Below are 22,416 nucleotides of genomic sequence, written 5' to 3'. Positions count from 1 at the left end.
ACGATGCCGATCTACGAGTACGAGCCTTGCGACCGAGACTGCTTCATTTGCGAGAACCGGCTTCAAATGATGCAGGGGATCAGCGAGGATGCGCTGGACCTTTGTCCGTTCTGCGGAATGGAGATTAAGAAGGTCGTCAGCCGCGCGTCGTTTAACCTCCGAAAGCATCATGGAGCCGAAGACGCGGGTTCTAAAGGCTTCACCACCTACAAGCGATCCGAGAAGGGCGTTTGGGAGAAGGTCGGAGGGGAGGGGGCCGACTACCTAGTGGGATCGAAGGAAGACATGGCCGCGATTGAGGCCGAAAAGCAAAAGCCCGCGAAGAAGCTCGATCTAGACAAGACCGAGTGATTCTTCGAACCCACACATCACGTTCATCGTATGGATGAACTGACCTTCGCCCGCCTTTCCATGAATGTCTGCCATCACGTGGATAGCCAGCAGGCTAGTGTCTTCGCCAGGCGTTAACTCCAGCCGATAACAAGCCCACGGCTTGCCTTCGACCAACGGACGCTCCCACGGCTTCTCCTCTTCGCGCCGCATGAAAAAAGACCGTCCATACCGCTCGTCGAAGATGTCGTCGATCTCGTCGAACGAAGCCGGATTAATGATCTTGGCGATAAGGTACGCGCCGCGAACTGTGCCTAGGTCGTGGTTTTCACAGTTGAACGTTATGCCGCCCGAATAACCAGTGGTGGTCAGGGCGCGAACAATGTTGGCTTCATCGTCTTCGAACGATAGGAGAACGGCGGGAGGCTCGACGACCAACCCGGCTTCGAGAATCGGCCCAAGCCCTAATGTGGTCAAAGCGCCACCCGGGCTCGGAACCCAAGCCGAGTCGGCACAGACTAGTGGATTATTGTCCATCAATTCGACAACGCCACCAAGCTCGACCTTGGCGCCACTTGGCTGAACAAACCGATGCCGGTTTGTAACAAACTCGATTCCCGGGCAATTCGTGTCGATGACTTCGGCTACGTCGGGATGTTTGGCCAGCAGGTCCCGCAGGATCGGGTTCGCGGATCCAGCCTTGATCACGATTTCGTCCTTATCGTCATCAGGAGTTTCATGACGCCCGTCTTGCTGCTGTCCGTGTACTGGTCCATCCTCACATTAAAGGTGGCGTCGTTCAGTTGTCCATCGGAGACCCGAACGTTAATCGTCCCCGTACCGGAAACCTGATATTCACCTTTGTAGTCGATGACCGTCGTGACGACAGCCACTTTGGTTCCGCCCACGACTTTGATCGCTGCGAGCTTATAGGTCGCCTTGAGCATTCCTGCCCCTGGGTTGTCGGCACCGAGGTTAAAGTCGCCGTTCCATGTTTGGCCGATCTTGATCGGCGTTTCCGGCCACATGAAGTTGCCGCTGAACCCGTCGATCACCTGGCCGACCGGCTTTCCATGCCGGTCAACTTTCAGTTTTCGCGAATTCGTCTTATTTCCGTAGGGCGTCGAAACTTCCAGGGTGGAAATACCTTTCTTGTCCACATCCAAGCATTTGGTGACAATCTGCACGCTCGACGAATTCGTGGTGCCAAGCAGTTTCATGTCGATGTTGTATTTGAGGACCTGGCCCTTTTTGTAACGAATGAGGATCAGATAGCCCTTCTTGGTGGGAGTGACTTGAGCGCCCGAGAGGCCGGCAAGCACCAGAGCGAGGAAGGCCGCGAAGACCATGCGGAATTTCTGCATGAACCAAATTAGGATATCCGAATCGTCGCGATTTCTTGGATATCCGCGCTCAGCAAATTCAATTTCGCCGCTGATACGCGTTACAATCTAGGGTGGCCGGTCTTCCGCGGCCCCCTTCAGCAATGCTTTCCGTTTTCATCTCGCTGGCCGCCGCCCTCCAGCAACCGCACTACCGCGAGGCCGACCAGCTCAAAACGCTCCTCGCGAACGGCTCGGTGGTCTATTGTGAGAAGCGCGACGCCCCCTATGTTTCGGTTCAACTGATCCTCAACAATCGCGACACGTTGGACCAGCCCAGCACCTACGGCTATCGCCACTTGATCGAGCATATCGCCGCGCGAGCCGTGAAGGGCCAGGACTTTGAAGTCGAGACAGCAGGTGGATATATCCTGGCCAGCACGAGCCGGGACTGGATGCGTTTCGAGTGGCGGGTGCCGCCCGAAAAGCTGAACCTTGCCTTCAAAGGCATGGAAGGAATCCTCAATGACTGCGGTGCGACCGAAGCCGCGATCAAGCGAGAAACCGTGGCCATCTCCCATGAACTCGACCTCTTGACCTCCTCCGAAAAGGAATCGATTACTGCTTGGAAGGATGTATATGGCGCCGGAGGGATCGACCCTCTGGGGAGTAAGGATTCTGTTCTGACCGCCAAGCCAGAAGACCTGCAGGCCATCTGGCACAAGATGACCCGGGCGAGTAACGTCGTGATCTCGGCCTGCGGTCCGCTGGATAAGGACACTTTTACCGCCTCAGCGAAGGAGGTGCTCAGCGGACTCTATTCCTCGACGCAGTCTCCGTTGCCCAGTCGGCCGATCGACGGCAGCTACGGCGATGGTAACGTCGTCGCTGTTCCGATCCCACCGATCACGACGAAGTCTAGTGCGAACGCATTGGTAGCCGCATTCGGTCTCGCCGGTCGGCTCAATCGGCCCTATCTAACCTACACACCGAGCGATCGGTACGGCTTGGCCATCGTTGGGAGCTACGACCCGTACGAGTCGATCAAGACAGTTGCCGACGGCGAGGACCCCGCCATCATCTTCATCCTCGGACGCCTGAACGCCCTTGCCTGGCTGGACTCGAAGCTTTCGACTCCCGAAGGTACGGCCGAACTGAATGGCACCTTGCTCTCCATTTCGCCCTCCTTGAGGCCGTCGAAGATCGCGGAGAACATCGTCTATGCCTCGTTCGATGACTTCAAGCAGAATTGGAACCTCATCAAGGGGGTGGCAAAGTGATCCCGGCTCTCATATTTGCGCTCCAGGTCAGCTCAATGCCTGAGATTCACGAATATCCTGCGTCCACGCAGGATTCGGTATCCATCGAGGCGATCGTGACACTGCCGGCGCTGAATCCGGCTCAGCGGTACCTGATGGGCCAGGCGCTGACGCTGGCGGTCCAGCGCACTCAGGAATATGGAAGTCGCGACGTCCTGCGTGTGCTGAAGACCGGTACCCGGTTCCGGCTCTATCAGGCCGCCGACCACCTAAGGATCGGCCTCACCGTCGAACCCAAGGATTTAGGGACGGGCCTTAGCCTGCTTCGAAGTGTGATGACCAAACCTTCGTTCTTGGAAGACACAATCAAGGCGAAAAAGTCCAGCGTAAAGGACCCCTGGCAACCGGCGTACAATGGCTTTTCGACCATGGAGGTCGGCCTGAACCAGCCGGACATTCTCCAAATTTGGCAAGGCATCATGCGCCCGAAGAACATTTCGGTGGCGGTGGGGGGAAACTTCACCGCCAATGATCCGACTGAGAAATGGACGACGACTTGGCGAGGCTGGAATCCGCCGCTCGAGACCGCCCTTCCGTTGAAGTATCCGCCCAAGCAAATCGACCTCGGCAACCCAGTTCCGCTCCTCATTTTTGATAGCAAGCCCATCAAGCTGACTCGCGACAATATGCCGCTCTACTTCCTGGCCGCCAACGCACTGGGCGTCGGCAAGGAGTCGATTCTTTGGCAAATCGCAAGAGAGGAGATGGGCCTTAGCTACCGCCAGGAATCCTTTTTGCTGCCCACCGACGAGGGATGGCGATTCCGTATGGCGTTTGCGACCGACGACCAGGGCGTAAAACCGGAAACGATCGCCAAGCTGAGAGAGAAGATTCGTGCCAGTTGCGCCGCACTTACGCAGGCAGACTTGGACCACGCAATCGGGCTCGGCAAAGGGTATCTCAAGAACAGCATTCCGACCATGCCGCTCATTCTGGGCATCGGAAGCGCGGTGACAAACGACCCCAACGATCAGCTTTATCTACGGCACTATTGGCTTAGCAAGTTTGGGTTTGTGTGGAGCGCGGATTCGCTTTACGGCCAAATGCAGACGGCGAAGCTGGAGGACCTAAAGAAGCTACTTCTCCAACTCGTGGACCAGTCAGACGTGCACGTTTTTTAAGCGTAGCGTGGGTCCTTTGAGCAAAGCGGAAGGAAGTCGCAACCGTCGCATAGAGGCTTAACGCTCGGCGCAACATCGTCGATGGTCGTGGCCAAAATCTGCTCGCCGAGGACACGAATGTCGTTTTCGAAAATGGCGAGGTCGGCCGACGAAAGGGAAGCGGAGCCGGTGGTTCTTGACCGCAGAGCATGGATGGTCGCCTTGACCGGCACGCCCGGAAAGTTCTTGCGGACGAGGTACTGGTAGCAGGCCATTGCCAGGTCGCTTTCGACGTCTTCATTGGTCACTGTCCAACGCCCCGATTTGTAGTCGACGATCTCAAGCGTGCCGTCGGGATGCTGGTCAATGCGATCGACGCGGCCGATCAGGACGAACGGTCCCAAATCCGCCCGAAGAAACTTTTCGACCGCTACTGTCTTCACTCCTGGGTCGCGCTTCAGTTCCTCTTCGATGACGTTCGCGACGATCTCGCGACCCTCGCCATAAGCCTCCTGCATCTCCTCGGGGCTGGCGTATCCGGCGTCGATCCACGATTCTTCGTACACTTTGAGGGCGTCGCCGACGGTGGTGACGCCGGTGTCTCCCGAATCGTGGAATCGCTCAAGGACTTTGTGGAGGGTGCTCCCGAACGAGTAGTAGCTCTTTGCCTTGAGGTACCACTTGCCCCGCGAATCGACGTACGTCCAAAGGTATTTCATCGGGCACGCAAGGTACGTGGTGATGCGGCTTGGGCTCAGCGTCGGCTTTCTTCGAGGCACGGTGTATTTTACAGGGCCGAGCCGGTTGCTTTGGCACTTTCGCGCCAAAGCGTGGCTATACTGGAGCCGGAGCGATGCGAGTCTATTTGGCCGTTCTGTTGTCGGCTTTGATGATCGGGGGGTGTGGATCGAATCCACCTGCTTCCTCGACTCCGCCGGTTGCCTCGTTCGAGGAACTGAATAGTCAGTTTAGGGGTCTGGACGCGGGAAAAGACCCGGACTTTGGCACGCTCGAAGTGGTGACGCTCAATTTGTGGACCAAGTATCCCAGCCGCCGGGAGGAGTGGATCAAGCCCTGGCTCACCGACGCAAAAGGCGATATCCACAAGAAGAATCTCATTCTGACTTACCTGGTTGGCGCTAAGTGGGACAAGGATATCGACGCAACCGAACGTCCAAAGTTGGAGGAGGTCCTCAAGCAATCGATCTCGGTTGAGCGGAGCAACCTCATCCAGGACTATTGTCAGATTGCGCGAAATGGCCGCCTCAAATCCTTGGCACCTGCCCTCAAATCGGCCGGGGCCGACATGAAGGACGGAACCAACAAGAAAGCCATCGATGATACGGTCGTCTTTCTTGAGGCAGGTCACTAGGTTCGGCGTTTCATAGATTTCAAGGAAAGCTGAAACTTTATTCGTTGAAGGCCGATTCTGGGGCCGCCGAAAGCGTAAAATAAGGTGTGAGTACGGCAACCGACACGATCCGCATCGGGCATTCTCCCGATTCCGACGACGCTTTTATGTTTTGGGGGCTCGCCTCGGGCGCGGTCAAGAGCAAGTACAAATTCGAACACATCCTGCGGGACATTCAGACCCTGAACGAATGGGCGATGGAAGGACGCCTGGAGAGCACCGCCATCTCAGTTCATGCCTTTGCTTACGTCGCCGACAAGTACGCACTCCTCCGCCATGGCGGTTCGTTTGGCGACAGCTACGGGCCGATGCTGGTGGCGTCCGAGCCAACTTCGGTCGAAAGCCTCGAAGAGATCGTCATTGCCGTGCCGGGCAAGCTCACGTCCGCTTTCCTCCAACTCAACCTCTTTTTCGAAGACAAGTTTGGTTCCAACGCAAACCTCAAGTTCGAGGTCGTACCCTTTGACGAGATCATTCCCGCGATTCAGGAAGGGAAGTACAAAGTCGGCCTCATCATCCACGAAGGCCAGCTCACCTACTCGCGAGATGGCCTCTATCTGATCGCCGATATGGGCGTTTGGTGGAAGAAGAAGACCGGTTTGCCGCTTCCGCTGGGCGTGAATGTGGTCCGCAAGGACCTTGGGCCGGATGCGGTCGTCGAGGTCAGCCGATGTATGCGCGAGTCCATCGATGCCGGTCTGGGCGATCGTGGTTACGCGTTGGACTACGCGTTGCAGTTTGCCCGCGGAATGGATACCGAGACGAGCGACACCTTTGTCGGTATGTACGTGAATGAGCGCACGCGAGACATGGGCGACGAAGGCGTGCAAGCGATCAAGTTGCTGTTGAGCGAAGGTGCACGGATTGGTCTGGTGCCGCCGGTCGAAGTCGAAGTGGTTGACTGATTCGCCTCATCCGATTCGTACCTCACCGGCTTCTCCATTCGGAGAAGCATCTTTGGGTTTGCGGTTATGAACGAGGTTGTTCGACGACGGTGTCAAGAGGTGACTTTGGCAGTTTGAGTAAGGAATCGATTGAATTCGAAAAGACGAGACGCTTCTCCGGATGAGGGGGAAGATGTAGACACTCACCCTGGCGAAGAGAGGAACGAACTCGGGGATAGCTGATAACAAAGGGACCAAACATTGATTGATCCGCACCTCATCCAACTGAAAGATATTTGCTCGGCGTGCGAAGCCGTCCTCTTCGACATGGACGACGTGCTCTGTCACCTCGACGACACCAAGCGAATCCAATACCTGCACGGCCTAAGTGGGATGCCCCACGATGATATCGCCTACGCGATCTGGGGCTCTGGGTTCGAGGATCGAACCGACGCCGGGGAGTTCACGGCCGAGGAGTATTTGGTCGAATTTGGCCAAAGGATCGGCTATCCGATCTCGCGACGGCAATGGTGCGAATACCGAAAGTCGGGGATGACCCCGATCCCCGAGATGCTGGCGTTTGCCGCTGGATTGAAAGACACGCACAAAATCGGAATCCTCACCAACAACGGCTTATTGCTCGTGGAGGAGATCGACTTCCTGTTTCCCGAACTGCGCGATATCTTCGGCGACAACATCTTCTGCTCGGCTCAGTTCGGGTTCCGTAAGCCTGATCCGGCGGTTTACATTGTGGCCTGCGGCGAACTGGGAACCATAACCAGCGCAACACTCTTTATCGATGATCGGCACCAAAATGTAGAAGGTGCCCGGTCTGCTGGCATGTTCGCCTATCACTTTCTTGTTTAGCCGATACGCCTCATCCGGTTCGGACTTCGTCCTTACCGACTTCTCCGGATGGAGAAGTCGGTGAGTTTTGCGAACCGGATGAGGGGAATCCTGACCAACTACGGACTTCTGCTCAGCCCAGCCCAACAGAGATCATAGGAAATCACGAGGATAGGGGCGAAATGGACCGGACTCACAGGCAGTCGCCGCTTCGAGGCGCTCTTTCATCCTATTGGCCAATTCCAGCGACGTCGTTTGTAAGAATCGATAATCAATGATCTGGTCACCGATCCCAGCCAATCGATTTAGTCGTCTGAACAAACTGAACTTCTGGGGTTCCACTTTGTAGCAGATGGAGACCGTCTTGAACATATCCACGGAAAACGGACGCAAGATGGTCCTCGTGATGACGTCCTGACCATATTCGATCGACTGAATATTCGACCAAGGGATGCGAGTATAGATGAGGTTGAATTTCCAGAACGTAAAGCCTTCGTTATCAATGATCATCCCCGGGCGTGGGTCGAAGAGGTAACGGAGGGCGAGGATGGCTAGAACCAGTCCGACCAAAGAACAGAAGAGGATGGAGAACGTCGTGGCAGTCGCGAAAATATCTGCCCCTTTTGCCACGCCGGGCCGAGCCGTCAGGCGATCGAACCGACTGGCCTCAAAATCGAATGACCCAAAGGCAACGACGGAGTAGCCCAACATGACGATGGCCATGAGGACCACTCGTGACTTACGCTTTTCAAGAACTATTCGACCTTCGATAGCTTTTAGAATTTACCTAGCGAGCTCGTTTCGCAAGGTCACCATCTTCCGTCAGTCGGTGTGCGCGGGTAGTTCGAGACCTGCGTCGGAGGAACCGCCGTGTGCCAGTACTTCTCGATCAGAGTCACGATCTCCTCTTTCTGCATTCCCAGCATCCCGCCTGAGATGATGAGGTCGCCCAACCCATTTCCACGGTTCATGCTGATGGCCCAATTTTGCGACTTTGCCGCATCCCGAACGTAGATCGTCACGCTGTTAGGCATCAGGATTTTCATGACTGGCGAACGAATGCCAAGGGGCGATCGGTAATCCACTTCGCTCATGTACTGGATTCGATCGATGTCCTTCCATTGCGCCCGCATCGGCTTATAGGGCCAGCGCCAAACGGTGATGCCCTCGCGACCAAGAGTTAATCCTGGGGCCGAAGACACGATAGACCGAAGCGCCACAACCCCTCCGAATAGGCAGGCACCGATAATTGGCCAGCGAAACAAGCTGAAAAGTTGATTGGCATGGCGCGTACTCGACAGGAATCCGTACTGCAAGACGATGAAAAGGACGAACAATCCCACCAGGGCAACTAACGACCAAAGGTGGTACCGCTTGGACTGAGTGAGGGTGATTTCCTCCACCGGTTCGTTTTACCCCTCACTAAGGTTGCTTCGATATCCACCGCGCCAACTGCGCCAAGTGGTCGGTGTTGAGAAAGTCGACCTTGGCCTTCCATTCAACGTCCCAAGCCAGCGTGTTGTCGGGTGTGCCCCAAAAGCGGATGAGGCGATGCTCTTGATGGACCGATGAGACGAGCGAATCGAGTTTCGCCTTCTGATCGGTAGGGAAGTCTCCCCGTCCAAACCATTTGAACGAATCTAGCCAGTCGCCGCTGATCCAGGGCATTTGGGCGAAGGAATAGCCTTTCCCCATGTCGTCGAATCGGCCATCGATGCCTGCGTAGGCGCCTTTATCGGCGGCGATGGCGTCGATCGCGCGATCTCCACTGATCACAAACCGTATGGCGGAGGTTGCGGGCTTCAGCGAGGGGTAACGGTCCAGCGTGGCTTTGAAGTCGTTGTACGCCTCCAGCCCTTTGGTCTTTACATCGACCAGAACCCAAAAGGTAGCTTTCGAGCCTGGATAGATCGCCCCCGAGTTCGCTTTGGCTCGGGCCGACAGCTTGTCCAGGTACATCGATTCGATGGTTCGGTCGTCGCGGATGTCCTTCTCGTTGTGCCCGACCAGCAACTTGCCGTTGACCGGAAAGACGTCGACCTCGACACTGCTAAATCCGTTGTCCAGGGCTTCATCCAGCGGGCGCTTCTGGGCATAGTCGTTGTGCGAATGAACCCGCGTCAGAACGGTTGGAGCCTGGACAAGTACGAAGGCGGCGAGAAGCGTCGTCACATTTGGAAGCATAACCCAAACTTGTTCATAACCACGTTAGGGACTGGATGGCCCCTTCCATTTTTCTGGAGAACTAAACATTTCGCTGTCGGCAACCTCTCTGGTATGACCGTCAAAATCTATCCAATAGAGGCTGACCTGATTCATTCCCGCTAGCACGTAGACTGCTTGTCCATCCGCCGAGAACCGAGGCGACTGATTATAGGATGAAACCTTGGTCAACTCCAATCGATGAGGGTTACTACCGTCAGTGTCAGCAATATAAACGTCGTATTCGTAGGGTTTAGCTCGATCGGAGATGAACGTCATTTTCGAATCATCTGGCGAGATTTGGGCCTCCGAGGCAAAAGCTCCCCCCCGGTAGCCATCTTGTGTGCCCGGCATGACCGTGATGGGACGTGATCCCGACGAAATGGAGATTTTATTGATACCTGTGCCAACATTCAAGTCGTGCCTACTGCATGAGTAGGTGATGCTTTTGCCGTGATCAGAGAAAGAAGGCGACCCAGCCGCATAGTACTTTTCATCAGTCAGGCGCTTGGCAGTTCCAGACTCAAGATCGAGGAGGTAGATATCGTAGTCATCCCAAACCATTCCGCCCATGCTATAGGCTCGGTACCGATGTGCCCTTACAAAAGCTACGGATCTGCCGTCGGGCGAGAAACAGGGTTGCGAATCGGAGGTTGAAGTTCCGGTAGTGAGGTGCTTGACTGCCCGAGATTTTAGATTTAACGTCTCCAAATCAAAGCCATTCGATTGGTTGGGTGTCGCGTAAACAATGGAGTCGCCGTCCGGCGAAAACGAGGCGTCTACCGCAGACCCGGAAGGAGTAGTGATGGCACTGACAACGCTCGTGCCAAGATCGAGCAGATAGAGGTGTTCGTCTGCAGACGAAAAGATAATGCTTTTACCGGTCGGGTCGACGTTGAAAGTGACTGCATTGTGGTCGGCGCTTTTGCCGCCAAACCCGATCATCGGCAAAATCCACATGCCACCCCAGCAAAGGGTAATTCCAGCGAGCCCGACAAATATCAACAGTGGTAGCAGTCGTGTGGGCCTATGGTTAAGTTGCCCCATCTCGAGATTGTACGACGGATTCCTACTCGCCGGTGACTTTCGGAAACTTCACTTCGCTGACGGTCCAGCCCAGCACGTCGCTGATCTTGAACGTCCCGTTCATCGCCCGCGCAAGGTTCTCCACAATCTGCAGGCCAAGGCTATTCGTCTTAGTCGGGTCGAAGTCCGGCGGCAGTTGGTCGCCGTTGTTGGAGACCCACAGGCAAACGGTGTTCTCCTGAGTCTCGACCGTGATATGGATTTCGCCGTCGTTGGTCGTATCGAAGCCATGCTCGACCGCGTTCGAAATCAACTCGTTCATCAGCAGGGCGACCTGCGTGGCCTGGTTCATGTTCAGGCGGAAATCGTCGCCCCGAACCAAGAACGATACGTTCTTGTTGGGCAAGATCAGCGAGCTTTGCTGGTGGTGAACCAGCGACTCGGCGATGGACCGAATTCCGACGTGGTCCAGGTCGTCTCGGCTGAGCAGGTCGTGCACGGCCGAGATGGCCAGAATCCGGGTGAGAACATCGTTGAGCGCCTCTTCCAGCGTCTTATAGCTGGCGGTTTTGAGCTGAAGCCGCAAAAGCGCCGCCACCTGTTGGAGGTTGTTTTTCACTCGGTGGTGGACCTCCTGCATCAGAGTGTCGCGCACCTGAAGCTTGGCGTGCTCGATAGCGAGCGCGGCCTGCTGGGCCAGCGTCTCCAGGGCTGAAATTTCGTCGGAGGTGAAGTCGCGAACCTCGCCCGTGTAACACGAAAGCACGCCCACCGGCTTGTCCTGAATCGTGAGCGGAATGCAGATCATGCTCCGCAGACCTTGCTCGACGGCGAGATCGTGGCCAATATAATCAGAGTCCACCTGCACGTCCCGCACGATGACGGGCCGGTTTTCTTCGAGCGTCCGCCCGGCGATCGACTCGCCCAGCTTGATGCCCCGCTTACGCTGGTAGGCCTTAGCCGTGGCCTGCGTGGCGCGCAGAACCAACTCCTGCCGCTCCTCGTCGAGGAGACGGACCGTGCAGACTCGGTAGTTGAACTGCTGGGCGGTCAGGTTGACCAAAAGCTGAAGAACCTCATCGATATACGGCGACGTCGAGATTGTTTTCGACACCTCACTCAGTGCGCCAAGGCGGTTCGATTGCGTACCGATCTGGTACCCGGCGCGGTACGACTTGTAGCCGAGCGCCATCAGTTGGGCCACATCGTTGAGCTTTTCCTTTTCCTTAGCTGAAAAGCGCCAAGGCGTCCGGCGACGGAAGATCATGACGCCGAAGGTACTGCCGTCCACATGCCGCATCGGGATCGCCGCCACCGCGCACGATTCCTTTTCCGATAGGCCCGGATACTTGGCGTAGCTGGAGTGGGCAAACGCTTTGTTGGATACGTATTTGGCCTCGCTGGCGACGAGCGCCTCGCCCGAAAGTCCGACGCCTCGGCCCAACTTAAGACGGTTCACCAACTCGGGCACAATCGAACTCGCCCGGAGGACCAAGCCGTCTTGTGCGTCGCGGAACAAAATGTCGCACGAGTCGGCCTTAACCACCCGCGCGGCGAACTCGGCCAGATCGTCCAGCATGTCGTCCTCGCCGCGAGCCCCGGCCACGATCTGCAAAAGTTGTCTGTGCTCGAGGTCCGTCATAAACTCTAGAAAGGTCCGATCGCCGTGGTGCTGACGAGGTCTGGCGAAAGAATCCGGTTGGCGAGTTCGCGCACCTGATCGTTGGTCACCTTGTTCAGGCGCTCCAGCGACTCTTCGACTGTGATCTCGCGCTGATAATTCAGTTCGCTTCGGCTCATCCGCATCATTCGACTGCTCATGCCTTCCAGCGCGAGCACCAGGTTTCCGGCGAGGCTTCGCTTGACGCGCTCCAGTTCCTCGGCCTCCAAGCCATCACTCATAACCTTATCGAACTCGGTCCTCACGATCTGCTTGACCTCCTCCCAATTATCCTCGCTCGTACCGCCGTACACCGTATACGCGCCGCCCGACCCGTAGGTCAGGGTGTAGCTGCCGATGCTGTAGACCAGGCCCCGCTTCTCGCGGACTTCTTGGAACAATCGGCTGGACATGCTTCCGCCCAGGGCGGAATCGAGGATGCTCATGACTGGGATCAACTGCTCATCGTAAATCGAAATTCCGTCCGTGCCGATGCAGAAATGAACTTGCTGAGTGTCCTTTGCGACCTCGTTCATACTGGCTATTCCACTCGGCCTTGCTGGCTGTTGGTCGGCAAAGCCCGACGGCAGTTTGCCCAAAACCTGTTCTGCTACCTTCTTGATTTCATCAACGTCGACATTGCCAGCCACCGAGAGAAGCACGTTCTCGGCCCGGTATTGGCGGTCCATATAGCTGAGGATGTGATCGCGCCGGAACGACTGGACCGACTCTTCGGTGCCGATGATCGGCTTGCCAAGCTGGTGGTCGCCCCATCGGTAGCTCAGGTGCAGTTCGTGCACGTGGTCGGAAGGCTCGTCCTCGCTCCGCTTGATCTCTTCGCAGACAACGCCTTCCTCCGTTTCCAGGTCCTTGGGGTCGAACTTGGAGTGGAGCATCATGTCAGTCAGGACGTCGATGCCGTTTGCAACATCGTCCGAGAGTACGCGGCAGTAGTAGCAGGTCGATTCTTTATCCGTAAATGCGTTAAGAACCCCGCCCCGGCCCTCGATCGACTCCGCAATCTGCTTAGCCGTCCGGCGATCGGTGCCTTTGAACAGCATGTGCTCGATTAGGTGGGTGATTCCCGCCTCGCTATCAAGTTCGTGGCGACTGCCCGTTTTGCACCAGAGCCCGATGGCCGCGCTGCGAACGTAGGGAACCGGCTCTACCAGAATCCGGACCCCGTTGGAAAGGGTGATTTTCTTAAGATTGCTCATTGATTTTTAGGGCGAGCGTGCCAAGGCGCTCCATCGTGAACTGAAATTCGTCGTTAGCCGAGACCTTACAGTCTTCGTCATCGAAAATGGGACCGACGCAGAAGATGTCGCCGGGGCGAAGGGTGCCGGTCTGGGAGGCGAATTGGACGGCATCGATCATAGAGATCGCGAACTCCTCGAAGTGGGCGCTGGCCCGCTCAACCTGATTCACCTTGATCGAACATTCCAGCTTGTAAAGAATGCCATTCTTCGTCATCACCATTACATCGTCGAGGTCGTCTGGCGTGGTCAGAACCGGGCCAACCGCGATGCCGAAATCGTGGGATCGTCCGATCCCGAATCCATTCCTACGTTCGCTATCCTCGATCGTTTTCGCAGTGACGATATTCACGAGCGTAAGGCCAAGGAGTACGGCTTCGGCTTCCTCGTCGTTGACTTGGTAGCCGCCGCCCCCGATGGTTGCAGCAAGGTAGGAACGGACCACAAATTCTGACTCAATGTCGGGCAGGTTGACGATCTGGCTGGGGCCAATGACGGCACCGGGATTAACGTAATAAAAGCCGAGTTCGTCCTCGCCGAGATCGGACCGAAAAATGCGGATGCTGGGCGGCGTTGGGACCGGAGCGAGGGGCCGGACATCGGCCGCCTCATGGACGCCGATCGCCTCGGCTCCATCGGTTTCGTAGATCTTTCCCGAATAAACCATTCCCGACCGCACGACCCCAGGATCAGATTTAAGTTCAAAACGGCAAAGTTTCACCCTAATAGGATACCTACACGCGAGATGCGAACCTATTGGCGTCAACGTCGTCTAATCGTCTAATATGGAGCAGGCAAGCCGAACCAGAAAACGGATTCTCGTCGCCGACGACGAGCCGTTTCTGCTGCGCCTGACTGCCATCCAATTCCAGAACCTTGGGTTCGAAGTTGTCACCGCCAACGACGGTAGGGAAGCGCTCAGCATCCTCGCCACGCAAAAGATCTTTGGCTGCATTCTCGACGTCATGATGCCCTACGTCGACGGCCTGGAAGTCCTGAGGACGATCCGCAACGATCAGACCAAGGAGAGGATGCCCGTCATCATGCTTTCGGTTAAGACTGAGGACGAGGACGTACACAAAGCCTACAGCTACGGAGCCGATATGTACCTAACGAAACCCTTTGGCCCGGACGATATTAAAACTTGTGCTGAGTTAATTTCTCAGTATTCTTTCTAAGTTGGCATTAGACATGTACACAGCAGGTCAGTTGTGGTACGATGCAAACCTAGAGGGAGATATCTAGGAGAACTGCATGCCAAAGAAGATTCTGGTCTGCGACGATGAGCGCCATATTGTCAGATTAATTCAAGTCAACCTTGAGCGAAACGGCTACACAGTCGTCACCGCGTTCGATGGAAAAGAAGGCTTGGAGAAGGTCAAGGCCGAGAAGCCTGACATGTGCGTTCTCGACGTTATGATGCCTTACATGGATGGTTTCGAAGTTTTGAAGTCTCTGCGCCGAGAGCCAGAGACGGAAGCGCTCCCGGTCATCATGTTGACCGCGAAGGCACAGGACAAAGACGTTTTCGAAGGCTACCACTATGGTGCGGATATGTACCTCACCAAGCCGTTCAACCCGATGGAGCTCGTTTCGTTCGTGAAGCGAATTCTCGACGGCAACGATGGTACCGACGGTGGCAAGAGCAAGCGAATCGAACTCTAAGCCAGCAAACCCAACAAGGAAATCCCAAGCGAATCGCTTGGGATTTTTTTTTGTTTTTTGAAGAATTCCGCTTAAGAATACGAATTCTTGTGTTAATATGACCTTCAAGAATACGAATTCTCAGGATGAACTGGGAAGAGTTGGAGCCAATGAGGGTTACACAACGAGATATTGCGCGGTTGGCAAATGTTTCGCAGGCGACGGTGTCGCGTGTGCTCTCCGGCGATGATCGTGTCGAATCCGACATCCGCGACCGAGTCTCCAAGGTCATTCGCGAACAGAACTATCAGCCCGATGTTCGCGCCCAGTCGCTCCGCAATCGCCGCACCGGCATGATCGGTTTGGTCATCAAGCGGCCCCAGGGCGGCATCATGAACGACCCGTTCTACGCCAACCTCATTGCCTCGATCGTCGAGCAGTTGGCCGAGACCGAATTTCACCTGTGCGTCGATAGCGCCGTCGATAACGAAAAGCACCTTTCGCTCTATGACGAAATGCTTCGATCTCGCCGCGTGGACGGCCTGATTCTGGTCGAATCGGAGGCTTCGGATGACCGAATCCTCAAGCTGCAACGTGACAAGTTTCCTTTTGTGCTTATCGGCAATCCGCTCCATGCCGCCGAGGTTCATTCAGTCGATAACGACAATGTGCACGCCTCCGAGCAATTGACTCGGCATTTGATCGAACAGGGCTATCATCGCATCGCTTTTCTCGGCGCGAAAACGGGAATCACGGTGAGCGATGACCGCATCGCGGGTTACCAGCGCGCGCTACGGGGGGCTCAGGACGAGCACCTCATTTTCCATTCCGATTTCGGAAGCGAGGCGGCCCGAGAGACGGCACGGGAAATCCTTTCGATGGCGAATCGGCCCGATGCGATTGTCGTGCTCGACGACTTTATGGCGCTCGGGGTATCGGCGGCTTCCCGCGAATTCAAGCTGTCGGTCCCCCGAGACTTGGGAATCGCGTCGTTCAACGATTCCAGCCTCTGCGAAGTTGTTAACGGCGGACTGACCAGCGTCAATTTGAACATTCCCGAGATCGTTCGTCTCTCGGTTAGCCAACTTCTCGACATCATCGACAACCGCGCGACCAGCGGCCCGCGCCGAATCCTGGTGCCCAGTAGTCTCAGCATCCGCAATAGCTCCAAGAAGAGTGAGGTGATGCTATGACGACCCTCGGCGTTCTTCTGCTGGCTCAAGCGCTAGGCACGGTGCGCCATCACTTCGTCTTGGTTTCGGATAAGCCTGCAAAGTCAGTCTCGTTGGCGGGGACTTTTAATAGCTGGAACAAAGATGCGACTCCGATGAAAGCGGAAGCAGACGGCCGAACCTGGTCAGTGGACCTTGACCTCAAGTACGGTCGGTACTACTATAAGTTCGTGCGGGACGGCGAGGAATGGCTGACCGACCCTAAGGCGGCCAAGAACGAAGACGACGGCAACGGCAATATCAATTCGCTGCTCATGATCGTGCCGCCCGACTTCTCGAATCCGGCTAAGCGGGGCGATGGCATGATCGCGAGCTCCGCCCTCGCAACCAGCGCCAGCCTTCCTTACTTTAATGTCGATGGCGAAACCGCCTCGGTCCTGTTGCGCACTAGACTCGGCGACATCAAGACGGTGACCGCCGAGATTAACAACAAGCGGATTGCCACCACAATCGACCACGCCGATGACGTTTACGAGTACCACCGAGCCGACTTTCCGTGGAATCGTAAAAAAGACCTCTCGATTTCTTTCGTCTGCAATGACGGAAAGGCGAACGAGGTCTTTCCCTCAAAGCCCATCCGCGTGGTGGCAAAGACTTACAGACCATTCGAAGTGCCTGTGTGGGTTGAGGGGTCGGTCATCTATCAAATCTTTCCGGATCGATTTGAAAATGGTGACCGGTCCAATGACCCCAAGGATGTGATGCCCTGGGATGCGAAGCCGACTTGGTACAACCGCTTCGGTGGTGATGTTGCCGGCGTCGAAAAGCGGATGGGATACCTGAAGGACCTTGGCATTACCGCTATCTACTTTAACCCGATCTTCAAGTCGCCTTCAAACCACCGCTACGAGGCCGACGACTATATGGTGGTCGATCCTCAGTTCGGAACGAATGCCGAGTTCAAGAAGCTCACGAGCGACCTGAAGCGAAACGGCATTTCGACGATTCTCGACTTCGCCTTCAACCACACTTCACCGGGAACCAAGATGTTCCAGGACCTCGTCAAGAATGGCGCGAACAGCCCCTACAAGAATTGGTATTTCCCTAAGTCGTTCCCGATCAAGGTGGGCGAGAATCCCAATTACGAGGCGTGGTACGGCTTCCCCTCGATGCCGAAGCTGAACACCGTTAACCCCGCCACTCGCGACTACCTGCTAAGCGTCTGCAAGTACTGGATTCAGGACGTCGGCATCCGAGGCATGCGCCTAGACGTTGCCAACGAAGTCGACATGAACTTCTGGCGGGTGATGCGGCCATACGTGAAATCGCTCAACCCGACTGAATGGATCGTGGGAGAGATTTGGGGTGACGGCAATCCTTGGCTTCAAGGCGACCAATTTGATTCCGTCATGAACTACCAGTTCCGCGATGCGGCGATTCGCTTCGTGGCGAAGGGCTCCGAGGACGCCGCCCAGTTCGCCGCATCGCTGATGCGCGTTCACAAGAGCTATCCGCCTCAAGTGAGCCGCAACATGATGAACCTACTCGGCTCGCACGACACGCCGCGCTTTCTCACCGAGTGCGGCGGCGACCGGGACCTGGCGAAGCTCGGCGCGGCGATCCAGTTTACGTGGATCGGCGAGCCGTCGATCTATTACGGGGACGAACTTGGCATGGAAGGCGGCAAGGACCCCGACAACCGGTACGGCATGGATTGGAAGAGCGCGACCCAGGACAACGATATGCTCCGCTTCTATAAGAAGCTGATCCAGGTTCGCAAGACGACCAATGCCTTTTCGACCGGCGATGCCGAGTTCATCGAAACTAGTGGCCAAACCGGCGCTTTCGCCCGCGTCGGTGAGAAGGATGCGGCCGTGGTTGCCTTCAACCGCTCCGATCAGGCGCAAACGATTTCAATCAACGTCCCACCGTCAGTGCAAAAACTGGCGAAGAAGGGGCTTTTCGACGCATTCACGGGGACAGCCTACAAGGCACCCGCCCGACCAATCGAAATTAAGGTGAAGCCGAAATCCTTCGCGATTTTGGTCAGCCGTTCATTTAGCAATACATCGCTCTCGCATGGGCCTTCGGCCAAGCGGGATTCGGTTCAACGCCGAGCGAATCTTAATACTAGGAGCCAAACAAAATCATGAAAAATCGAGCTTTCACGCTCATCGAACTACTCGTCGTTATCGCGATCATCGCGATTCTCGCCGCGATCCTCTTCCCGGTCTTCGCCCAGGCGAAGGTTGCCGCTAAGAAGGCATCCGACATTTCCAACCTGAAGCAGATTGGTACCGCCACCTACATTTACACGGGTGACAATGACGACCTACTGCCGGACGTTCCCGTCTACAACGCTGAAACCGAAACCTACATTTTTGCCGCCAAGCTTCAGCCGTACACCAAGAACCGACAGATTTGGAAGAACCCGTCCAGCCCGTACACCGAAGGATCCATCCAGCACGCTCTGTTCGATGAGCAGATCGTTCTTTGGGGTCAATCCTACGCCAAAGCGCCGAACGATCCGTGCGTTGCTATCGGTAACAGCATCTACGGAACTGGTTTGACCTACCAAAGCTCCTATCAGCGATGGAAGGACATCTATCCAGAGACCGACTACATGCTGAACCCGGATATGTGGGGCTATAAGGGCGGCGGCTGTCCGACCGGCGGCGGTACGGGTGGCTACTCGCACCCCGGCGCAAACATGACCTCGGGTCCTGGTGGTGGCGACGGCCTTAACGGCATCGGCCCGGCTAGCGCGACGTTCACGAGCGTTGCCAAGGCGATCATGCTGATCGACGGTCCGACCCACAAGAACTGGGAGTTCGGCGACACGCTTGGCCCGACGGTTTGGGGACAGAACTACAAGGGTATGTATCCTGAGAGCTCGAACGCGATGTTCTTCGACAGCCACGTCAAGAACCTGAAGTGGGGCGCTCTTCACCCGAACGGCCTGACCGAGCAGAACGATGCTTGGAAGTGCGCGAACTGCAATAACGAGCAGTACGTCTCGCCGGCAAGCGACGCAGGAACCCTTTGGGTCTTCTGGGGCACCAGTCTGGCTAACGCCAACAACCAGTAAGAACATCGATGTCCGGTCCGCATGAGTGGGCCGGACTTTCTGTCGAGAAAAGGATATTCAAAACGAAATGCCAACCATCAAACTCAACCTTCAGGTCCTGGCTCTCTGCACAATCGCGGCGTGCGTCGTCGGATGCAGCATGGGCATGGCCCCCTCGGGCGGTTCGAACGAAGAAGTCAAAGCCGCCTTCGATAAGATGCCGGTTGAAGAGCAGGTAAAGCTCATCAACGGATCGAGTATGCCGGCCGACGCCAAGAAAAAGCGAATCGAGGAACTGTACCAGAAGGCGGGTAAGACGCCTCCACCGGAAGTTCTCACCGGAGGAGCCCCCACCAAGGCTCCAGGCGGCTAGGACAAAGCGTTGGAAGCCCTTTCGGACGAATGGTTTGGGAGGGCTCTACCTAGTTAACGGTCTCCGACTAGACCGTTAGTCCTGACTGCCAATCTCATTGTCGAATTCGAATCGATAAGTCACGATTCCTTTTGCATCCTTATCCTGATTGGCACGCATCCTGCTCATAATAGGGATAGATGGACTTTTTCAATCCCGACATCTCCAGCCCGACCGGCAGTCCTCAGGGCATGATGGAGATATTGATCGTTCCGCTCATCTTCTCCTTTTTCGGGGTGATGATGTTCATCGGCGCGTATCGCTACGAAGCGAACTACGACAAAGAAGCAAAATGGTGGAAGTGGTGCTTTGCTCCGCTTGGCATCGCCATTCTTCTTGGCATTCAGCGGGTCTCCTTCCTTCGCTCGTTTGCCTATGTCGAAACCGTTCTCAGCCGAAAGGCCCTTTGGAGTCACTACGCGGCTCTGATTATTCCCATCCTTTGCACCGTTGGCGTCGCTTTGTACAAAGTTCGCAAGAAACGGCAGGAAGAGCGTCGAGTTTACTGATCTCGGCGTCCTAAAATAATGGAATGAGCACGACGACGAACAATGGCGTTCGAGGTTTAACCACCACCGAGGCTCCTTTCATCGAGGATGCCAAAGCCCACGGCCAACTGTACATTCATCAGCCGTTTGAACTGTACACCGAGTCTAACCACGAGGCTTGGCGTCAGCTCTATGCTCGCATGCTTCCCCGGTGGCAGAAGTACGCCAACGAGCATTTTCTGAAAGGAATTTCGTCGCTATGTCTCGACCCGAACCAGGTTCCGAAGCTCGAAGACGTTAACCGATTTTTGAATCCTTTGACCGGATTCAAGGCGAAAGCCGTCGCAGGCTACGTTCCGGCTTTTCTCTTCTTCGACTGCTTGCGAAACCGCGATTTTCCGACAACGATCACGATTCGCCGGGCCGACAAACTCGACTACCTGCCTGAGCCGGACATTTTTCACGACATCGCTGGGCACGTGCCGATGCACACCGACAAGGCGTTTGCCGATACACTGGTTCGATTTGGCGAACTTGCCCACTTGGCCGCCGAGATCGGATCGGGAATCAAGGACGAGAGCGAGAAACTCCTCCGACTGGAAAGCATCATCAAAGCGATGGCTCGGTTCTTCTGGTTCACCATCGAATTCGGCCTAATGAAAGGGAAGGATGGCCTCAAGGTCTACGGAAGCGGGCTACTAAGTTCGTACGGAGAAATCGAGCACTGCATCGAGTCGCCCCACGTCCAGCGTTACCCGATCCAACTGGAGTGGGTGATCAACCAATACTTTGAAATCGATCACTATCAGCCGCTCTTGTTCTGGGTCGAATCCTTCGACCACCTGTTCTCGCTTGTCGATGAACTTGAGCATTGGATGAAGGATGGCCGTCTCGACAACGTCTCGCCTGGCGAGCCCCTGGTCAATGAGGAAGACCTCAAGAGTTTCATGAATGCGGGCGACATTGCATTAGCCAACGCATCAGGCTCGGTAAACTAAAATAATGCGCGTAGAGATCTTGATGCCCGAGCTTGGCGAGTCCGTTCACGAAGGAACCGTCAGCCGCTGGCTTAAGAACGTTGGCGATGCGGTCAAGGAAGACGAGCCGGTCGTTGAGATCATGACGGATAAGGTGAATACCGAACTCCAAGCCCCTGCCTCGGGAGTGTTGGCCGAAATCGCCATCCCCGAAGGCTCCCCCGTCAAAGTGTTCGAAGCCATGGGCTTCATCGAAACCGAGGGCGGTGCGGTTGCGTCCGCTCCAAAGGCGGAAGCCAAGCCCGAGCCAGTTAAGGAAACGGCTCCGGCGGCGGCATCTCCTGCGCCCGTGATCGAGCCGGTATCGGCCGGTTCGGGCGAGAAGAAGTGGTACACCCCGGTCGTGCGCGCCATGGCCAAGGAACATCAGCTTACAGAAGCGACCCTGGCGAGCATCGTCGGTTCGGGCGATGGTGGACGCGTCACCAAGAAGGATGTCGAGAGCTACCTGCAGTCCGGCGGAACGCCGAAAGCGGCTCCGACAGCCGCACCCCAACCCAAGCCGGTGGCGCCGACTGTTGCAGGTCCCGATCAGGAGGTCATTCCTCTGGTTGGCATGCGCAAGATGATCGCCGACCACATGGTGAGGTCTTCGCAGGTTCCCACGGTTTCCACAGTCACCGAAGTGGACGTGACCAACATGGTGCAGTTCCGCGAGAAGAACAAAGAGTCGTTCCAATCCACCTACGGTGTCAAGCTCACCTACACGCCGTTCTTCATCAAGGCGCTGACCGAGGCGCTTCTGGAATTTCCTGGCGTCAACTCCGCCTTGCAGGCGGACGGAAACGTCCTGAAGAACAACGCCGTGCATATGGGCGTCGCCGTCGCGCTTGGCGCAAAGGGCGAGGGCGGCCTGATCGTTCCCGTCATCAAGGACTGCCACAAGAAGACGTTGATCGACATTGCAAAAGACCTCGAAGGCATCGCCAAGAAGGCTCGAAGCAACTCGCTGAAGCCGGAAGACGTGCAGGGCGGAACGTTTACCCTCACCAACCCGGGCACGTACGGCGCGCTCTTCGGTACGCCAATGATCAATGCTCCGCAAGCCGGAATCCTCGGTACGTACGCCATCAAGAAGATGCCTGTCATCATCAACGATATGATCGCGATTCGGTCGGTGATGCACCTGGTTCTGACCTACGATCACCGGATCATCGATGGAATGGCGGCAGGGGCCTTTTTGGCAAGCGTGCGAGACAAGCTCCAGAATTTCGATTTCTTCAAATAAAATGCATCTTCG

At 56.0% G+C, this 22,416-nt stretch carries 25 protein-coding genes; 15 read left to right on the top strand and 10 right to left on the bottom strand.

The genetic code is table 11. From position 1 onward, the window contains the following. The first annotated feature begins 3 nt into the window (after positions 1–3). Positions 4–351 (top strand): hypothetical protein, encoded by a 348-nt coding sequence (locus tag GC165_14035; protein ID MBI1333988.1) that lies wholly within the window; start codon positions 4–6, stop codon positions 349–351. Here the strand turns inward: GC165_14035 and GC165_14030 are convergent. Both GC165_14030 and GC165_14025 read right to left on the bottom strand, forming a co-directional pair. Next, a complete protein-coding gene (locus GC165_14030) occupies positions 334–1,038 on the bottom strand; it encodes a hypothetical protein (GenBank protein MBI1333987.1) in 705 nt (234 codons plus the stop codon). The two genes, GC165_14035 and GC165_14030, sit on opposite strands and share 18 nt — an antisense overlap. Continuing rightward, positions 1,035–1,694, bottom strand: coding sequence for a hypothetical protein (locus GC165_14025; protein MBI1333986.1), 660 nt, complete (start codon positions 1,692–1,694; stop codon positions 1,035–1,037). Before GC165_14025 ends, GC165_14030 begins: the two co-directional genes overlap by 4 nt. A 122-nt stretch (positions 1,695–1,816) precedes the next feature. On the opposite strand from GC165_14025, the gene GC165_14020 reads away from it, so the two are divergent. Together GC165_14020 and GC165_14015 are read left to right on the top strand one after the other, a co-directional pair. After that, the gene (locus GC165_14020) at positions 1,817–2,932 is read left to right on the top strand and encodes a hypothetical protein (protein ID MBI1333985.1); all 1,116 of its coding nucleotides are present in this window, start codon (positions 1,817–1,819) and stop codon (positions 2,930–2,932) included. After that, a complete protein-coding gene (locus tag GC165_14015) occupies positions 2,929–4,092 on the top strand; it encodes a hypothetical protein (GenBank protein MBI1333984.1) in 1,164 nt (387 codons plus the stop codon). The genes GC165_14020 and GC165_14015 overlap by 4 nt, the downstream gene beginning before the upstream one ends. Here GC165_14015 and GC165_14010 read toward each other — a convergent pair. Next, complete coding sequence (locus GC165_14010; GenBank protein MBI1333983.1) at positions 4,089–4,850, bottom strand: hypothetical protein; 762 nt, start codon at positions 4,848–4,850, stop codon at positions 4,089–4,091. The genes GC165_14015 and GC165_14010 overlap by 4 nt on opposite strands. Before the next feature lie 74 nt (positions 4,851–4,924). On the opposite strand from GC165_14010, the gene GC165_14005 reads away from it, so the two are divergent. From GC165_14005 to GC165_13995, 3 genes are all read left to right on the top strand, one after another. After that, on the top strand, positions 4,925–5,443 hold the full coding sequence (locus GC165_14005) for a hypothetical protein (protein ID MBI1333982.1): 519 nt from the start codon (positions 4,925–4,927) through the stop codon (positions 5,441–5,443). An 86-nt stretch (positions 5,444–5,529) separates the two neighbouring features. Beyond that, positions 5,530–6,387, top strand: a complete 858-nt coding sequence (locus GC165_14000; GenBank protein ID MBI1333981.1) for an ABC transporter substrate-binding protein — start codon at positions 5,530–5,532, stop codon at positions 6,385–6,387. Between the two features lie 240 nt (positions 6,388–6,627). Continuing rightward, positions 6,628–7,233, top strand: a complete 606-nt coding sequence (locus GC165_13995) for an HAD-IA family hydrolase (GenBank protein MBI1333980.1) — start codon at positions 6,628–6,630, stop codon at positions 7,231–7,233. Positions 7,234–7,365: 132 nt separating this feature from the next. Here GC165_13995 and GC165_13990 read toward each other — a convergent pair whose 3' ends face one another. From GC165_13990 to GC165_13960, 7 genes are all read right to left on the bottom strand, one after another. Continuing rightward, complete coding sequence (locus tag GC165_13990) at positions 7,366–7,944, bottom strand: hypothetical protein (protein ID MBI1333979.1); 579 nt, start codon at positions 7,942–7,944, stop codon at positions 7,366–7,368. A gap of 77 nt (positions 7,945–8,021) precedes the next feature. Beyond that, complete coding sequence (locus GC165_13985) at positions 8,022–8,615, bottom strand: hypothetical protein (protein ID MBI1333978.1); 594 nt, start codon at positions 8,613–8,615, stop codon at positions 8,022–8,024. A gap of 19 nt (positions 8,616–8,634) precedes the next feature. Further along, entirely contained in the window at positions 8,635–9,384 is a 750-nt protein-coding gene (locus GC165_13980) for a hypothetical protein (protein MBI1333977.1), read from the bottom strand. Between the two features lie 36 nt (positions 9,385–9,420). Continuing rightward, the gene (locus tag GC165_13975) at positions 9,421–10,461 is read right to left on the bottom strand and encodes a hypothetical protein (GenBank protein ID MBI1333976.1); all 1,041 of its coding nucleotides are present in this window, start codon (positions 10,459–10,461) and stop codon (positions 9,421–9,423) included. A gap of 22 nt (positions 10,462–10,483) precedes the next feature. Continuing rightward, a complete protein-coding gene (locus GC165_13970) occupies positions 10,484–12,082 on the bottom strand; it encodes a GAF domain-containing protein (GenBank protein ID MBI1333975.1) in 1,599 nt (532 codons plus the stop codon). A 5-nt stretch (positions 12,083–12,087) separates the two neighbouring features. Beyond that, a complete protein-coding gene (locus GC165_13965) occupies positions 12,088–13,317 on the bottom strand; it encodes an insulinase family protein (GenBank protein MBI1333974.1) in 1,230 nt (409 codons plus the stop codon). Next, entirely contained in the window at positions 13,304–14,023 is a 720-nt protein-coding gene (locus GC165_13960) for a hypothetical protein (protein ID MBI1333973.1), read from the bottom strand. Before GC165_13960 ends, GC165_13965 begins: the two co-directional genes overlap by 14 nt. 118 nt (positions 14,024–14,141) lie before the next feature. Between GC165_13960 and GC165_13955 the strand changes: the two genes are divergently transcribed. The 9 genes from GC165_13955 to GC165_13915 all read left to right on the top strand — a co-directional run bounded on the left by GC165_13955 (position 14,142) and on the right by GC165_13915 (position 22,404). Beyond that, entirely contained in the window at positions 14,142–14,534 is a 393-nt protein-coding gene (locus tag GC165_13955) for a response regulator (GenBank protein MBI1333972.1), read from the top strand. A 76-nt stretch (positions 14,535–14,610) separates the two neighbouring features. After that, positions 14,611–15,021 carry a response regulator gene (locus tag GC165_13950; GenBank protein MBI1333971.1) on the top strand — a complete coding sequence of 137 codons (411 nt, stop codon included), beginning with the start codon at positions 14,611–14,613 and terminating at the stop codon, positions 15,019–15,021. Positions 15,022–15,146: 125 nt separating this feature from the next. Beyond that, entirely contained in the window at positions 15,147–16,193 is a 1,047-nt protein-coding gene (locus GC165_13945; GenBank protein MBI1333970.1) for a LacI family DNA-binding transcriptional regulator, read from the top strand. Next, on the top strand, positions 16,190–18,325 hold the full coding sequence (locus GC165_13940) for an alpha-glycosidase (GenBank protein ID MBI1333969.1): 2,136 nt from the start codon (positions 16,190–16,192) through the stop codon (positions 18,323–18,325). Before GC165_13945 ends, GC165_13940 begins: the two co-directional genes overlap by 4 nt. Further along, a complete protein-coding gene (locus tag GC165_13935; protein ID MBI1333968.1) occupies positions 18,322–19,260 on the top strand; it encodes a prepilin-type N-terminal cleavage/methylation domain-containing protein in 939 nt (312 codons plus the stop codon). Before GC165_13940 ends, GC165_13935 begins: the two co-directional genes overlap by 4 nt. Positions 19,261–19,327: 67 nt before the next feature. Continuing rightward, positions 19,328–19,612 carry a hypothetical protein gene (locus GC165_13930; protein MBI1333967.1) on the top strand — a complete coding sequence of 95 codons (285 nt, stop codon included), beginning with the start codon at positions 19,328–19,330 and terminating at the stop codon, positions 19,610–19,612. Positions 19,613–19,791: 179 nt separating this feature from the next. Continuing rightward, positions 19,792–20,160, top strand: a complete 369-nt coding sequence (locus tag GC165_13925) for a hypothetical protein (protein MBI1333966.1) — start codon at positions 19,792–19,794, stop codon at positions 20,158–20,160. 23 nt (positions 20,161–20,183) lie between these two features. Next, complete coding sequence (locus GC165_13920) at positions 20,184–21,137, top strand: phenylalanine 4-monooxygenase (protein ID MBI1333965.1); 954 nt, start codon at positions 20,184–20,186, stop codon at positions 21,135–21,137. Between the two features lie 4 nt (positions 21,138–21,141). Then, positions 21,142–22,404, top strand: coding sequence for a 2-oxo acid dehydrogenase subunit E2 (locus GC165_13915; protein ID MBI1333964.1), 1,263 nt, complete (start codon positions 21,142–21,144; stop codon positions 22,402–22,404). The last annotated feature ends 12 nt before the right edge of the window (positions 22,405–22,416 follow it).

This window comes from Armatimonadota bacterium, from assembly GCA_016125185.1.
In the GTDB taxonomy this organism is placed as follows: domain Bacteria; phylum Armatimonadota; class Fimbriimonadia; order Fimbriimonadales; family Fimbriimonadaceae; genus Fimbriimonas.
This window is presented reverse-complemented; position numbering and strand designations above follow the sequence as displayed.